The following is a 13,568-nucleotide window of genomic DNA, read 5'->3' as shown; positions in this document are numbered from 1 at the left end:
CGAGTTTAGTCGGATTTAACCTTGGTCCAAGTCAATGCCGTGAGAGCGAGCGCAAAGGCGGTGAAGCAGGCGATGAATTGGTGCCAGGTGAGGGCATCGAAAAGCACGCCTGCTAAGGCGCCCACGATGGAAGAGCCCAGGTAATAGCAGAAAACGTACATCGAGGACGCCTCGGCGCGGTCGTGGGTGGCCAATTGCCCCACCCAGCCAGACGCGGTGGAGTGCACCGCGAAGAAACCAACGGTCAGGCACACCATGCCGATAAGCGTCATGGCCAGGTTGCCGGCGCAGAGGATAATGCCCACGGTAAAGAGCGCGGCAGAACCGACCATGGTTTTACCGTGCCCAATGCGGGCGACCAGCGTGCCCGCCCGGGCCGAGGACCACGTGCCAGAGAGATAAAACAGGAAGGCAAAACCAGCTAGCGCCGGGGACAGGACAAAATCCCCGGTTAGGCGGAAGGTGAGGAAGTTATACATGGACACGAACGTGCCCATGGATAAAAAGGCAACGATAAATAGCGTGGCGAGATCCTTATTTGCCCAGTGCCCAAAGACCGCGCTCAGCTCGGAGCGGAAGTGAATTGGCTTGGGGTGAAAGTTTTGCTGGGCGGGCAGGAGGAGCCAGCAGGTAATGGCAAAGGCTAGGGAGACCACGGCGGAGCCGAGCAGAGCCCAGCGCCACGAGGAAAACTCCACGAGGCCCGCGGGAATGATGCGGCCGGTGAGCCCGCCCACGGAATTGCCGGCGATATAAAGGCCCATCGCCTTAGGCAAAGCGTGATCCTCGAGCTCTTCCGATAACCAGGCCATCGCCGTCGCCGGTGCTCCAGACAACATCGCGCCCTGCAGCCCGCGCAGGGCAATGAGCTGCCAGCCCTCTTGGGCCAGGGGCACCATGAGGCCCAAGATAGTGGCGGCGATGGCGGAAATGAGGAGGATGCGCCCGCGCCCATAGCGCTCAGAAAGAATGGACGCTGGAACCACACAGATGGCTAACGCGCCGGTGGCGGCCGAAACGGTCATGGCCGCCTCCGTGTGCGAGATGCCCATATCCGTTACCAACGTGGGCAAAATTGCTTGGGTGGTATAGAGGCTAGAAAACACCGCCAAGCCCAACAGGAGCATGGCAATGGTGGCGCGCCGGTTTCTGGTCATGCATACCAGCATTCTCTTCACGGGCGGCGGTGTAAATTGCGCCACACCCTTGATGGGGTTAGTGCAAGCATAAAAATGCCGCCCTTCCAGTAAGGAAAGGCGGCGGAAAGTAACTAAGTTAGAAGTTACTTCTTAGCTGCAGCGAAACGCTCTGCAACGTCGTCCCAGTTGAAGACGTTCCAAGCGGCCTTGACGTAGTCGCCCTTCACGTTCTTGTACTGCAGGTAGTAAGCGTGCTCCCACATATCGAGCATGAGCAGCGGGGTGAAGTCAACGGAAACGTTGCCCTGCTGGTCGGTGAGCTGCTCGATGATCAGGCGGTCAGCGATGTGGTCGTAACCCAGCACTGCCCAGCCAGAACCCTGCAGGGAGGTAGCGGCACCAGCGAAGTGTGCCTGGAACTTCTCGAAGGAACCGAAGTCGCGGTCGATAGCCTCTGCCAGCTCGCCGGTGGGCTGGCCGCCACCGTTCGGGGACAGGTTCTTCCAGAAGATGGAGTGGTTGGTGTGGCCACCCAGGTTGAATGCCAAGTTCTTGGACAGGGCGCGGATACGGTCTGGGTTAGCCTCGCCGTTGCGCTCTTCTTCCAGTGCCTCGAGGGCAGCGTTAGCACCCTTCACGTAGGTTGCGTGGTGCTTGTCGTGGTGGAGCTCCATAATCTCTGCGGAGATGTGTGGCTCCAGTGCGTCGTATGCGTATGGGAGGTCAGGAAGTTCGTAAACAGCCATTTGTGTAATCCTTTCTTCGGGTACGTGTCCCGATGATAGGCACGATCGAAAGATTTCGCCATGATTAATTTGAAATCTGCAATTACAGCGAATATTTAGTGGCCCGGGAATCTATTTTCCCAGTACAACGTTATTAAGGGAAATGGAGAAAGGAGCTTTACCTGATGTGGATGTTTAAACCAGAGCCGAAGATGGTGGCTGCGGAAGATGCCTTGCCGGGCCGCAGCGAGCCGGTCTTGGACCCAGCCCCGCACGCGGTGCTAAATACCCCAATTACCGGTCCGTGGAAGGACGGCCAGAAATCGATCTTGATTGCCCTGGGCTGTTTCTGGGGCGCGGAGAAGATGTTTTGGGAGACCGATGGCGTCGAGTCCACCTCGGTTGGCTACGCCGGTGGCACGACTCCGAATCCCACGTATTATGAGGTCTGCCGCGGGCAAACCAACCATGCAGAAACCGTCGAGGTCACCTATAACCCGGAGAAGATCTCCTTGCGCGAGCTCGTGGTGAAGGCACTGGAAGCCCACGATCCGACGCAGGGCTTCCGCCAAGGAAATGACGTGGGCACGCAGTACCGCTCCGCGTTTTATCCCCGCACCGAAGAAGAGCGGGAAGAGATCCAAGCAATCGTGGATAGCTACGCGGATAAGCTTAAAGAATTTGGTTTTGGGGAAACCACGACCGAAGTTAAGCGCTTAGCTGATACGGACTCTGGCGAGTACTACTTGGCCGAAGACGAGCACCAGCAGTACCTGCACAAGGTGCCGAACGGATACTGCCCGCACCACAGCACCGGTGTGAAGTGCGATTAGGCGTCGAGCCGGATAAATCCGGCGATTTTGCCGGCTAACTTTGAAGTGAGGTTCAGGCGCGATTGGGAGCCTAGGACCTCGTCCCAGTACCAGAGCATTTCCTGAAAGTAGTTATGCCCGTGGCCACCTGGGACGTTCAGGGAGTTGATCTGGTCTAGGCCAATCTGCCACCAAGTAATAAACGGCGCCCAGCGCAGGTGGCGGAGCGTATCCGCCCGGAGTGTCTCCGGTTGGGGTTCGTGCATCCAGGTGGGACGCCGGAACATCAGGTTCAGGTCCCACCACACGATGGCATCGGAGGCATGCTGGGCGATGAGCACGCGAGGTCGGCGCCAGCTGGAAGGAAAATCGTTGCCAAAGGCATCGTGGCGCGAGTGTTCCGGTTGGGCAACAAAGCGGACGTGTTGCCCGCCATCGATGACGGGGAGCCGCTCGAGCGAGGCGATATCGCGGCGCAGGCGCTGGGTAAAGTGCGTCATCCGCGGTGGGCCAGAAAAGACCGCGCCGCTGCAGGCGGCCAGGAGTTCTTCCTTGTTCTGGAAGTTATCCATAATGGCGTAGGCACCCAGGGATTCCCCCGCAAGGTAGAGCCGCGGGCGGTCTTCTTCCGGGAGCTTGTCAATTTCTTCTTGGACCACGGAAATGAGCTCCGCGGCGGCGCGCTTGGGCGCGTTTTTATCCACGAGGTAGGCAAAAACCGAGGGCAGGTAGGAATACTGCATGGTGACGGTGACGCAATCACCGGCGGTCAAAAACTCATAGGAGCTCGCGCCCCAGTTATTGATCCACCCGGATCCCGCGGGCATCTGAATGACGATGGTATCCCGGCGCAGCGCACCGGTGCGCTGCAATTCTGAGCGCACCTTCTTCGCCGCCTGGGCAAAAGAACGCCCTGGGATATAGCCGGCATAAATGCGGATGGGTTCTTTGGCGGGAGCGCCGGTGATGCTGCGAATATCGCGGGCGCGCGGGCCGTTGGAGACAAACCGCCGCCCCTGTTGCCCCAGCGCGGACCAAGGTTCAAGTGACCACGGGCTGCCGGAGCGCTCCGGCTCCCAGGGCATCGACGTGCCGGGAAAGATTTGTTTATTCAGGCGCTGGGCCTTGTGGGAGAGCGAACGGATCCAGCGCCGGAATACCACGCGGTCCGATAGCCCCACCGCGGCCACCGTTAGGCCTGCGGTAACGACCGGCCAGGCCACGAGTGCTGGAACCCAGCGGCCCAATTGGCGCGATAATTTGGTCACGGTCAGTTGTGCGGCCTCGCCCACCAAGAGCAGCGCGCCGTATCCGGCGGTGCCGGCGGCTAGGCCGATGGCCGCGGTAGCCGGACCGCGAACCAATTGCTTATTGACCAAACCCGCCTGCTTTTCCTGGTTGCGCAGTGAGAGCGCCGCGTTGAAGGCGGTGCCGGCGCCAATCGCTAAGTGCAAAATCTGGCGGTGCTGCGGGCCCAAGCGGTCTTGGGGGCGCTTGCCCAGCCGGTTGAGCACGAAACTCGTCGAGGCCGCCCCGAGGTGCCCGATGGCCTGGCCGATAGATACATTCGCTGCCGTCACCCACCACGGGCGGGGCAGCAAGGACGGCGATACCGCGGCCCACGTGGCCAGCTCTGCGCCTAAGATTCCGGCCGACATATGGGGCGGCAACGTCTGCCGACTGGTCATGCGGACGACGGGCGTGAGATCCGCGACTACGCCAAGAGAAATTAGTGCAGCGCGGCTGAAGGCGCGTTTCATGGTTGCCCATTATCCCAGAACATGCCTCGTTGCGCAGTGTGAAACATTCCGCATGCAAAACCCCGCCCGGCGTTGCACAATGGGGTCATGGCAAATCATGTAGGAAATAAAGTCGTTCTCATTGGCGCGGGTGACGTGGGAGTCGCTTACGCCTACGCACTTGTCAACCAGAGCATCGTCGACCACCTGGCCATCATCGACATCGATGAGCGGAAGCTGGAAGGCAATGTCATGGACCTCAACCACGGTGTGGTCTGGTCGCCACAGCGTACCCGCGTCACCAAGGGCACCTACGAAGATTGTGCGGACGCTGACATGGTCGTCATCTGCGCCGGCGCCGCCCAAAAGCCCGGCGAAACCCGCCTTGACTTGGTGGATAAGAACGTCAAGATCATGAACAGCATCGTCGGAGATGTCATCGCTAATGACTTCGACGGCATTTTCTTGGTCGCCACCAACCCGGTCGATATCCTGACGTATGCAGTATGGAAGGCCTCCGGCTTTGACCACAAGCGGGTCATCGGCTCCGGTACGATTCTGGACTCCGCGCGCTTCCGCTACATGCTGGGTGAATTGGAGGGCGTGGCCCCGAAGTCCGTGCACGCCTACATCATTGGTGAGCACGGCGATTCTGAGCTGCCCGCCGTCTCCACCGCGAATGTCGCCGGTGTCCCGCTTTCGCAGAAGCTGGAAAAGGATCCGGAATACGCCGAGCGCATTGAAAAGATCTTTGAAGAAACCCGCGACGCCGCCTACTCCATTATCGATGCAAAGGGGTCGACCTCCTACGGCATCGGCATGGGGCTGGCGCGCATTACCGCCGCGATCATCCAAAACCAGGACGTGGCGCTTCCCGTCTCGGCCTACCTGCAGGGCGAGTACGGCGTGGAAGACCTCTACATCGGTACCGCGGCCATCGTGAACCGCACCGGCATCGTTCGGCCGGTAGAGCTGCAGCTCAACGAGCACGAAAAGGAACGCTTCGACGCTTCTGCAAAGACGCTCAATGACATCAAAGAGAAGTTCTTCGGCTAGTGCACATCGTCGCGCATAGGGGATATTCCGGAAAATATCCGGAGCTATCCCCCTTAGCTTTTGAAAAGGCCATGGAGCTTCCCATCCATGGCGTGGAGTGCGATGTGCGGTTAAGCCGCGATGGCAAGGTGGTGGTCCAGCACGATCCCACCTTGGAGCGAACGACGGGGCGCGCCGGGCGGGTTTCGGCGATGGACTGGCAGGAGCTGAGCGAGGTCGACATCGGCAAGGGGCAGCGCATGATGCTTCTCGATGACCTCCTGGCCATGCTGGGGGACAAGCCCCACCACCTTTATATTGAAACCAAGCACCCCTCCGGGCAAGGTAGCGCCTTGGAAAAGCGGGTCATGGAACGACTGCGCGCCGCCGGGCTCGATGAGGATCCGCGCATTCACGTTATTTCCTTTTCCCACAAAGCCATCCGGCGCATGAAGATTTTGGCACCGCATATTGACCGCATTTACCTGCGCCGAGACTGGGAACGCCATTTTAATCGCTCGGATTTCATGTGGTCGCGGCCGAGCGCCCTGGGGGTTTCCCTGCTGCGCGCCAAGATGCAGGCGGCCATTATCGGCGCGCAGGGCTTGCCCACGTATATGTGGACCGTTGATAAGCCGGAGGACATGAAGTGGGCCTGGTCCAATGGCGTGGACATGCTTGCCACCAATCAGCCGGAGGTGGCCCTGCGCGCTATTGAGCTGTAGGCAGGTATCTTGGAGGCATGGCCAAGAAGAAAAAGAAACAAGAAGACCTGCCTGAGGGCATGTCCCGCCGTCAGGCGAAGCTTGCTGCCCGCGCCAAAGAGCGCGCCGCCTTGGAAAAAGACCCGCGCCCCTATAGCGGCCTCGCAGCGGAGGCCTCCCTTGTTGCCATGCAAGAGTTCGTGCCTTCTGCTTTTGCGAAGCTCGACGTGAAGGGCTGCGATAGGAACGTCTACGTCTCCACCGTCCTCCCGGGCGCCACCGCGGCGCTGATCCGCGATGAGGAATTCGGCGGCGATGCTTTTGTGGCACTCCAGGTGCAGTCCCACACCCACAACCCTGGCCGGGATCTGGCCTTCGCCCTGAACTGGGTCAAGAACAACGAGCCAGGCTCTACCTTGGAATCGACCGCGGCCGATGGCTCGCAGCCGGCGCTTAGTGAGCTTATCGATGCCGCAACTACCCTCGACATCGAAGTCCACCAGGACTTCAGTTGGTGGATTCCGGAAGGCGCGCAGGTCACCCCTGAGGTATCGCAGTCCATGCGCGCCGCCAATGATTCGGTTATCGAATCCCACCAGGTGGGCAACAACATTACCGGCACCGCCTTTTGGGCCAATGCCGGCGGCGGCAAAGCGCACGTGCGCTGGGTGCGCCCGAACGACGATGAGGCCGCGTTCCTCAATGCCCTGGCGCGAGTCGCCGCGCGCGGCGAGCTGAACTTGGGCGAGGACACCAAGTTCGCCGGAGTATTCCGCACCCACGGCCTCATCGCTCCCGTCTTTGACGTGCAGCCCGAGGTTGATTGCTCCTCTTATGAGGACAAGCTCGCGGGCGTAGATAAGGCCTTGGAAGAAGAAATCTCCAATGATGCGCAATTGAACGCAGAAGAGCGCAAACAGCTAGAAAACATCAAGTCCCGCCAGGTGACGTTGCGCTAAACGCACCACACCAAAGCGGCCCTTTACCTCGAAGAGACAAGGAGAAAAGGGCCGCTTTCTTCGCAATCTAGTTAGGACGAGTTAAGGCATGAACAAGAAAAACTCTGGGCCTCGGCGCATAGCTTGGGCTTTCGCAGCCGCCAGCGCAATAGCCTTCATGCTTGGCATAATTAGGATGCTTTCTATGGATCCTGTGGAATGGAGAATTTACCCTGAATTCATCATAGCAACCACACTTGCTGGTTTCTCAATAACGTTTTTTCGATACGAAGATTGAGTTCAGGCCTATTTCATGGAGTCCCAGAGTTGTTGGGCACCTTCATCGTCCCAGAGCACGACATTGCCCACGACGGTGTCCTGGAACCCGCCAATGGGAACGGTTTCCGTGTCCACGCCGGAGCCCATCGCAAGCGCCACGCGGGCCAGGTGCCATACGTGGTCGCCATCGCCCACGATGAAGGAGGAGGCGGTGTGGTTAATCAGGGAAATCGACCGGAAGGGGTTAATCAGCGTGGCCGGGGAGGTGATCTTATCTAGCAGCGCCGCGAAGAATTCGCGCTGGCGCTGCACGCGGTCGAGGTCGCCCATCGCGGTGGCGCGGGTGCGCACATAACCCAGCGCATCGCCGCCCTCAAGCTTCTGGCATCCTTCCTGCAGATCGATGCCCGCCAGCGGGTCATTAATGGGCTCTGGCACGCAGATATCAACGCCGCCGACGGAATCGACCACATTGGCCAAACCACCCATGCCAATTTCGGCATAGTGGTCAATGTGCAGGCCAGTATTGCCCTCCACGGTTTGCGTGAGGAGCTTTGGCCCGCCGTAGGCAAAGGCGGCGTTGATCTTATCCATGCCGAAGCCGGGTACTTCCACGTAGCTATCGCGCGGAATGGAGACCAGTTGGGCTTGGCCGGAGCGTGGGATATGCAGGAGCATGATGGTATCGGTGCGGCCCTCGCCCACATCGCCACCGGTGCCGAGGGCTTGTTGGTCTTCTTCGGATAGGCCCTGGCGGGAATCGGATCCCACCAATAGCCAATTGGTGCCGGAGGTATTGGCCACCTGCTCATCCGGGAGGGCATCCACGCGTGTCAGGCGCGTATCGGCCCACAGTGCGAAGATGAGGCTGCAGACCACGACGACGAGGACAAAGATGCCGGCGCACCCAAAGAACCGCTTGACCGGATTGGTCTTTTTCCGGCGGCTGTGCGGCTTAGAGTGGCGGCGGGGCGGTTGCTGCGCTTGTTGTGGCTGGTAGCGCTGTTGCAGCTGCTGCGGCGATTGCGGCTGCGATCGCCGTGGTGGCCGCTGTGGTGGTTGCTGCGCGGAACGCTGCTGCTGGGCCCGGTACTGGCTGGGGTAACGGGTAGGGGTTTCCTGGCGCGGGATGTGCTGCTGCGGCTCGGCACGATTCGTGCGCGGCCGGCGGCGGATGGGCCGACCGTAGCGGTCCTTGAGGGGACGGCCATCGGCCCCAAGGACGAACTCACTGGATGAGCTATCGCCAGCGCGGCGCGCCTCCCGATGCGGATCTCGTCCTGATTCAGTCATGCGCTATACCTTACAAGGCGCCGGCCAATTCCCCCGCTTTCCTCGCGAGCACGCCATACTTAAAGTACGGAAAGACCGAAGGAATAGCCGAGGAAAGCGATCGCATCGATAAGAAAGTGCGCGATGACAAGTGGCCACACCCGGCCGGTGCGGTGATAGTAGTAGCCGTAGATTACGCCCATGATGAGATTGCCAAAGCCGGCCGATACCCCCTGGTACAGGTGATATGAACCGCGCAGAATGGAGCTTGCCGCCAAGGCGGCCGGCAGCGTCCAGCGCGCTTGGCGCAGCCTGGTCATTAGCCACATGACCACCACGGTCTCTTCCGCAAAGGCATTGGCGGCGGCCTTGATGAGGGAGACCGGAATCTCTAACCACGCATTATCGAAGTCACCGGGAATGACCTCTTTGCTCCAGCCAAACTGCACTGCGACGAAATACAAAACTAAGCCCGGGATGCCGATGAGCGCGGCAAGCCCCGCGCCGTGCAACCAATCAGAGGCGCGGTAGGCAGCCGGTTTAATGTGGTCTTGTGCCAGCAGGAAAAGTACCAGCGCACCATAAGCAAACAGGACCGCCGCCGAACACAATTGCAGGCCCAAATCCACCCACGCCAGGCTGGATTGGCTGGAATTGAGCGTGACGGATTGCTCATTGAGCGCCTGCGGAGCAGCCAGCGAATTGATCAGCCGCAACACCGCCCTGACCCCGGAAATACCAAAGGTCAGGGTGAGGACGATGAGCAGCTCGGCGCGTAGTTTCTTGGTCATGGGTGCAGGATGTGGGCGAGGCCTAAAAGTTGGGCATCGGAAAGCGTAATGCCTCCCACATGCACGCCGACGGGCGGGTGCGCGGGGATGGCCCAAGGTACAGAGATGGCGGGCAATTGGGCCATATTAAACAGCGAAGCCCACGGGGACCAGCGGGTTTGGGCGTCGAAATTCTCCGCGTGCGGAAGGGACAGGAAATGCCCCCGTGGCGGGGGATCCGCGGTGAGCATGGGCGTGATAATGGCATCGACCCGCCACTGCTGCGCAAGAAGCTCCGGGAGGTGGCGGACATGGCGCTGCGCCGCGCTCAGCTCGGCGGCGGATACGGTAGCGCCTTGCTGGGCCACCCAAGCCGCGTAGCCCTCTGCCTGCGGCAGCCCCACAAACCGGGAGGTAAAGATCTCGCGGAAATGCGCAAAAGTGGCCCCTGCCTGCGGATAAGGCGCAATGGGGACGACCTCGAACCCCGCAGCGCGCAGACGATCCGCGGCCTCGCGTGCCGCCCGCAGGTGGTGGGACTCTACCCGAGTCGCGGCAAATAGGGGCTCAAGCAACAGCCCAATGCGGGCGCGCGGGGTGATCATGCGGTGGCCGCGCAGAAAGGCATTATCGGCCACGGTGCGGGTGATGAAACCCTCCGCGCCCAGGTTGCTGCCCGCAGGCTTAAAGCCCACGACCCCGCAGGCCGCCGCGGGAACGCGAATGGAACCGCCGCCATCGCTGGCCTGCGCCGCGCGCACGAGGCCGCGGGCTACCTGGACGGCCGCGCCGCCAGAAGAACCGCCCGGGGTGCGTCCTGGATAAAGGGGATTATCGGGGTGGGGAAGATCCACCGGCTCGGTATCGACGCGCAAGCCCAACTCCGGGGTGGAGGACTTGCCAATGAATATCGCGCCCTGCTTTTCCAATGTCGCGATGAACGGCTCGCTGACCGCGGGATAGTACGTGCGGTTGGCATTGCCCAAAGTGGTGGGCATGCCCGCGACATCGTTGAGATCCTTTGCAGATAGGACCCACCCGCGCAGCCGGCCGGTGCGGGCGGGGGTGCGCTGCAGATCCAGGTAGGTAAAACCGTGCTCTGCGGGGCCCATGCCCTGCACATCCGCGCGCAGTCGTTCTATGGAAAAGTCCATGGCGCACCAGTCTAGTGGGCTAAGGTGACGGGCATGACTACAACCATCGCTTTCTTAGGTCCTGCCGGTACGTTCACGGAGGCCGCCGTGCACAAATTCGCCGCCGAGTGGGAAGCGCGCGGGGAGACCGTGGAGACCCTACCAGTGGACTCGCCATCGGCGGCGGTGGCGGCCGTGCGCGCCGGGCAGGCCGATTATGCCTGCGTCGCCATCGAAAACTCCGTGGACGGGGCGGTGACGACGACCTTTGACGCGCTGGTAGAAGGCGATCCCGTACAGATTTACCGGGAGGTAGATATCCCCGTGACCTTCAGCATCATGGCCCGGCCGGGAACGAAAGACATCACGCGCCTGAGCACGCACCCGGTGGCCTTTCAACAAATTCGCGGCTGGGTGGCGGAGAACGCGCCGGGCGTGGAATTCGTGCCGGCGAGCTCGAACGCGGCGGCGGCTCAGGCCGTAGTGCGCGGGGAGGTCGACGCTGCGGCGGCGCCAGCGCGGGCGGCAGAAATCTTCGGCCTAGAAACCAAAGCGAGCGGCGTGGCCGACGTACAGGGCGCGGCCACCCGCTTCGTCCTGGTGGGCCTGCCGGGTCGCCCGACCGCTCGCACCGGCCAGGATCGCACCAGCGTCATTTTCACCCTGCCCAACCAGCCAGGAACCCTGGTGGGGGCCTTACAAGACTTTGCCCACCGTGGGGTGGATCTTTCCCGGATCGAGTCGCGGCCGACCCGCCAGACCTTTGGTACCTACCGCTTCTATGTGGACCTGATTGGGCATATCGATGACCAGCCGGTTGCTGAGGCCCTGCGCGCGGTGTGGTTGCGGGCGGAGGAACTGCGCTTTTTGGGCTCCTGGCCCACCGCGACGCCCGCCGGCCACCCACCGCGGGATCTGGCTGAGGCGGATGCCTGGGTGGCGAGGGCGCGCAGGGGTCAATAATCTGGACGCATGACTGGAAGAATCATCCTGCTGCGCCATGGCCAAACCCATTCCAACGTCTCCCGGCTGCTGGATACCCGGCCGCCGGGCGCGGAGCTTACGGATCTGGGGCGCAACCAGGCCACGGAGGTGGGCCGGGAACTAGCAGGCTTCGTGGGCGATCGCGAGGTCGACTTCAAGTGCTCTATTGCGCTGCGGGCGCAGCAGACCGCCACCTTGGCGGCGCGCGCCTTTGAACAGGAGCGGAACCTGCCGCGCTTTTCCATTCCCATCGATGTCATCCCGAATGTGCAGGAGATTTTCGCCGGCGATTGGGAGCTCGATGCCAGCGAGGCCGCCCACCGCAGCCACGATACGGCCATGCGCGGCTGGTGCTACGGCGATAGCCAGGCCGCCATGGAAGGCGGCGAGCGGCTCCACGACGTGCTTTCGCGTTTCCAGCCCGCGCTGGAAGAGATTGCGGCGCAGCTTGCCGATGACCGCGATGTCATCCTCGTCAGCCACGGCGCCGCCATCCGGGTGGTGACCAAGCACGCCACCGGCGCGGATGCGGACTTTGCCTATACCGGTTATATGCCCAATTGCCGCTTTACCGTCATGGAACCGCGCGGCAAGAAATTTGGCGAGTGGACGCTTACCCGCTGGGCCGATATTGAGCTCTAGCCCCAGCCCAGCTGGTGCAGTTCGTGTTCTTCCATGCCAAAGTAATGGCCTAGCTCGTGGAAGACCGTGACCTTGACCTGTTCGGCCAGGTCTTCTTCTGACGTGGCCCAGCGCTGCAGCGTGCTGCGATAGATGAAGATCGCATCGGGCAAATACCCGGTGTGGTCAAATGTGCGCCGAGGCAAAGCGACGCCCTCATAGAGTCCCAGCAAGGTGGGATTATCGGGGTTTTCCTCTTCCACCAGGATCACCAGGTTGCGCATCTTGCGCACGAATTCATCGGGCACCTGATCGAGGGCGTCATTGACCATCTCCTCGAAGCGCTCTTGCGAGACGGAATACATTTACGGCGCCGGCTTATCATCGCGAATCGGGTTGCGCTCAGGGCGCTCCTCCGGCGGGTTGCCATCGATGGAGAGCGCCTGGCGGCCACCGGTGGCGGTACCAGTGATGGAGGAGAAGCCGCCATCATCGCGGGCGTGGACGAGCGAGCAGTTCACGGACTTGGTGCCACCATTCCAGGACTCTTCCGATACGGTGCCCCAGAACGGTTGCAGCGTGGATTGGTAGAGCTGCTCTTCCCCGCCCAAGTAATCCTCAGCGGCGGCCGTGCAGGTATCCGAGAGGAATTTATCCATCTCCTTGCCGTCCGGGTACGCGTCGGGGAATTTCTTGCCCAAGTCGATGACGGATACCGTCTCCAGCTGGTGTGGCTGGCCGCAGTCCACGACGTGCGGTACCTGCTGATCATCGATGGCCAAGCACTCGCCCGGCTTAGCCAGATTGGCCTGCTCGGAGGCCTCGACGTTGCCGGTGGTCAATTGCGGCACGCCGTGATCATCGGTGGTCTGTAGGCCGCACAGCAGGGTGCGGTCACCGTTATCCCACGCGGATTCCGGCGGCAGGATGGAAGCAATATCGTATTTGCCGTGCGGATCCCACTTGCTGTGCAGGTAGCTCACTGTGGCGGATTCGCAGAGCTCATCGCGCAGCTGGTGCTGGCGGGTAAGCGCGGGCCGCGAGGCATCTGGGCCGAATTCGCTGGTGGGGTAGACGCTGAGATCCTCCACGGTAGAGACCTCAAAGCGGTGCTGCTCCGAGCATTCCACCTCTTTGAAGGAAGCGGCAGAGCCATCCTCGTTGATATCCCACGTCACGCAGGACCCAGCGGAAGCGGAGGTAAAAGGCTCCGTCTTCGGATCGGAGGATCCCGAGCCACCCGCACCGCCCTCAGCGGACTGCTCGGAAGAGGCCGTATTATCGGCCCCGTTGGAGCCGTGGTTGCTGACAATGCCGTAGATACCCATGAAAACGGCCGCCGCGATTGCTGAGATCAAGGCAATCTGGACGGCCACAGCGGAACGCCACGCAGGTGATTTCTTCATAAGGCCCATTA

The 13,568-nt window shown here is 61.3% G+C and carries 14 protein-coding genes; 6 read left to right on the top strand and 8 right to left on the bottom strand.

Going from position 1 to position 13,568, the window contains the following annotated elements; genetic code table 11:
* Positions 1–5: 5 nt before the first annotated feature.
* On the bottom strand, positions 6–1,157 hold the full coding sequence (locus ACLI1T_RS10850) for an MFS transporter (RefSeq protein ID WP_411702670.1): 1,152 nt from the start codon (positions 1,155–1,157) through the stop codon (positions 6–8).
* Positions 1,158–1,282: 125 nt separating this feature from the next.
* Positions 1,283–1,885: a superoxide dismutase gene (locus ACLI1T_RS10845; RefSeq protein WP_005279684.1), complete on the bottom strand. Its 603-nt coding sequence runs from the start codon at positions 1,883–1,885 to the stop codon at positions 1,283–1,285.
* Between the two features lie 164 nt (positions 1,886–2,049).
* Between ACLI1T_RS10845 and msrA the strand changes: the two genes are divergently transcribed.
* On the top strand, positions 2,050–2,697 hold the full coding sequence (gene msrA, locus ACLI1T_RS10840; protein WP_239269324.1) for a peptide-methionine (S)-S-oxide reductase MsrA: 648 nt from the start codon (positions 2,050–2,052) through the stop codon (positions 2,695–2,697).
* Here the strand turns inward: msrA and ACLI1T_RS10835 are convergent.
* Positions 2,694–4,436, bottom strand: a complete 1,743-nt coding sequence (locus ACLI1T_RS10835) for an alpha/beta-hydrolase family protein (protein ID WP_411702669.1) — start codon at positions 4,434–4,436, stop codon at positions 2,694–2,696. The genes msrA and ACLI1T_RS10835 overlap by 4 nt on opposite strands.
* Before the next feature lie 87 nt (positions 4,437–4,523).
* Between ACLI1T_RS10835 and ACLI1T_RS10830 the strand changes: the two genes are divergently transcribed.
* Genes ACLI1T_RS10830 through ACLI1T_RS10820 form a run of 3 tightly spaced genes read left to right on the top strand, consistent with a single transcriptional unit; the run spans position 4,524 to position 7,113 of the window.
* Positions 4,524–5,471: an L-lactate dehydrogenase gene (locus ACLI1T_RS10830; RefSeq protein ID WP_349868035.1), complete on the top strand. Its 948-nt coding sequence runs from the start codon at positions 4,524–4,526 to the stop codon at positions 5,469–5,471.
* Positions 5,471–6,175 (top strand): glycerophosphodiester phosphodiesterase family protein, encoded by a 705-nt coding sequence (locus ACLI1T_RS10825; protein WP_239269321.1) that lies wholly within the window; start codon positions 5,471–5,473, stop codon positions 6,173–6,175. The genes ACLI1T_RS10830 and ACLI1T_RS10825 overlap by 1 nt, the downstream gene beginning before the upstream one ends.
* A gap of 17 nt (positions 6,176–6,192) precedes the next feature.
* Complete coding sequence (locus ACLI1T_RS10820; RefSeq protein ID WP_349868034.1) at positions 6,193–7,113, top strand: DUF5926 family protein; 921 nt, start codon at positions 6,193–6,195, stop codon at positions 7,111–7,113.
* Between the two features lie 285 nt (positions 7,114–7,398).
* Here ACLI1T_RS10820 and ACLI1T_RS10815 read toward each other — a convergent pair whose 3' ends face one another.
* From ACLI1T_RS10815 to ACLI1T_RS10805, 3 genes are read right to left on the bottom strand one after another with little or no spacing between them, the layout of a single operon-like run.
* Positions 7,399–8,664: an LCP family protein gene (locus tag ACLI1T_RS10815; RefSeq protein ID WP_411702668.1), complete on the bottom strand. Its 1,266-nt coding sequence runs from the start codon at positions 8,662–8,664 to the stop codon at positions 7,399–7,401.
* A gap of 59 nt (positions 8,665–8,723) precedes the next feature.
* A complete protein-coding gene (locus ACLI1T_RS10810) occupies positions 8,724–9,434 on the bottom strand; it encodes a CPBP family intramembrane glutamic endopeptidase (RefSeq protein WP_411702667.1) in 711 nt (236 codons plus the stop codon).
* Positions 9,431–10,567 (bottom strand): amidase, encoded by a 1,137-nt coding sequence (locus tag ACLI1T_RS10805; RefSeq protein WP_349887263.1) that lies wholly within the window; start codon positions 10,565–10,567, stop codon positions 9,431–9,433. The genes ACLI1T_RS10810 and ACLI1T_RS10805 overlap by 4 nt, the downstream gene beginning before the upstream one ends.
* A gap of 33 nt (positions 10,568–10,600) precedes the next feature.
* Here ACLI1T_RS10805 and pheA point away from each other — a divergent pair, with 33 nt between their 5' ends.
* On the top strand, positions 10,601–11,509 hold the full coding sequence (pheA, locus tag ACLI1T_RS10800; protein ID WP_411702666.1) for a prephenate dehydratase: 909 nt from the start codon (positions 10,601–10,603) through the stop codon (positions 11,507–11,509).
* Between the two features lie 9 nt (positions 11,510–11,518).
* A complete protein-coding gene (locus tag ACLI1T_RS10795) occupies positions 11,519–12,172 on the top strand; it encodes a histidine phosphatase family protein (protein ID WP_349887265.1) in 654 nt (217 codons plus the stop codon).
* On the opposite strand, the gene ACLI1T_RS10790 is transcribed toward ACLI1T_RS10795, so the two are convergent.
* Positions 12,169–12,516, bottom strand: a complete 348-nt coding sequence (locus tag ACLI1T_RS10790) for a metallopeptidase family protein (RefSeq protein WP_349868028.1) — start codon at positions 12,514–12,516, stop codon at positions 12,169–12,171. The genes ACLI1T_RS10795 and ACLI1T_RS10790 overlap by 4 nt on opposite strands.
* A complete protein-coding gene (locus tag ACLI1T_RS10785) occupies positions 12,517–13,566 on the bottom strand; it encodes a septum formation family protein (protein ID WP_239269313.1) in 1,050 nt (349 codons plus the stop codon).
* Positions 13,567–13,568: the final 2 nt, after the last annotated feature.

It is taken from the genome of Corynebacterium tuingiense, assembly GCF_046718165.1.
In the GTDB taxonomy this organism is placed as follows: Bacteria; Actinomycetota; Actinomycetes; order Mycobacteriales; family Mycobacteriaceae; genus Corynebacterium.
Note: the sequence above shows the minus strand (reverse complement) of the source record. Positions and strands in the feature narration are given on the sequence as shown.

What these genes read in the sequence shown, in the direction of transcription:
- ACLI1T_RS10815 (WP_411702668.1), bottom strand. Translation starts at nt 8,664, where the DNA reads ATGACTGAATCAGGACGAGATCCGCATCGGGAGGCGCGCCGCGCTGGC.
- ACLI1T_RS10845 (WP_005279684.1), bottom strand. Translation starts at nt 1,885, where the DNA reads ATGGCTGTTTACGAACTTCCTGACCTCCCATACGCATACGACGCACTG.
- ACLI1T_RS10805 (WP_349887263.1), bottom strand. Translation starts at nt 10,567, where the DNA reads ATGGACTTTTCCATAGAACGACTGCGCGCGGATGTGCAGGGCATGGGC.
- ACLI1T_RS10830 (WP_349868035.1), top strand. Translation starts at nt 4,524, where the DNA reads ATGGCAAATCATGTAGGAAATAAAGTCGTTCTCATTGGCGCGGGTGAC.
- ACLI1T_RS10835 (WP_411702669.1), bottom strand. Translation starts at nt 4,436, where the DNA reads ATGAAACGCGCCTTCAGCCGCGCTGCACTAATTTCTCTTGGCGTAGTC.
- ACLI1T_RS10790 (WP_349868028.1), bottom strand. Translation starts at nt 12,516, where the DNA reads ATGTATTCCGTCTCGCAAGAGCGCTTCGAGGAGATGGTCAATGACGCC.
- ACLI1T_RS10785 (WP_239269313.1), bottom strand. Translation starts at nt 13,566, where the DNA reads ATGGGCCTTATGAAGAAATCACCTGCGTGGCGTTCCGCTGTGGCCGTC.
- ACLI1T_RS10820 (WP_349868034.1), top strand. Translation starts at nt 6,193, where the DNA reads ATGGCCAAGAAGAAAAAGAAACAAGAAGACCTGCCTGAGGGCATGTCC.
- msrA (WP_239269324.1), top strand. Translation starts at nt 2,050, where the DNA reads ATGTGGATGTTTAAACCAGAGCCGAAGATGGTGGCTGCGGAAGATGCC.
- ACLI1T_RS10810 (WP_411702667.1), bottom strand. Translation starts at nt 9,434, where the DNA reads ATGACCAAGAAACTACGCGCCGAGCTGCTCATCGTCCTCACCCTGACC.
- ACLI1T_RS10850 (WP_411702670.1), bottom strand. Translation starts at nt 1,157, where the DNA reads ATGACCAGAAACCGGCGCGCCACCATTGCCATGCTCCTGTTGGGCTTG.
- ACLI1T_RS10795 (WP_349887265.1), top strand. Translation starts at nt 11,519, where the DNA reads ATGACTGGAAGAATCATCCTGCTGCGCCATGGCCAAACCCATTCCAAC.
- pheA (WP_411702666.1), top strand. Translation starts at nt 10,601, where the DNA reads ATGACTACAACCATCGCTTTCTTAGGTCCTGCCGGTACGTTCACGGAG.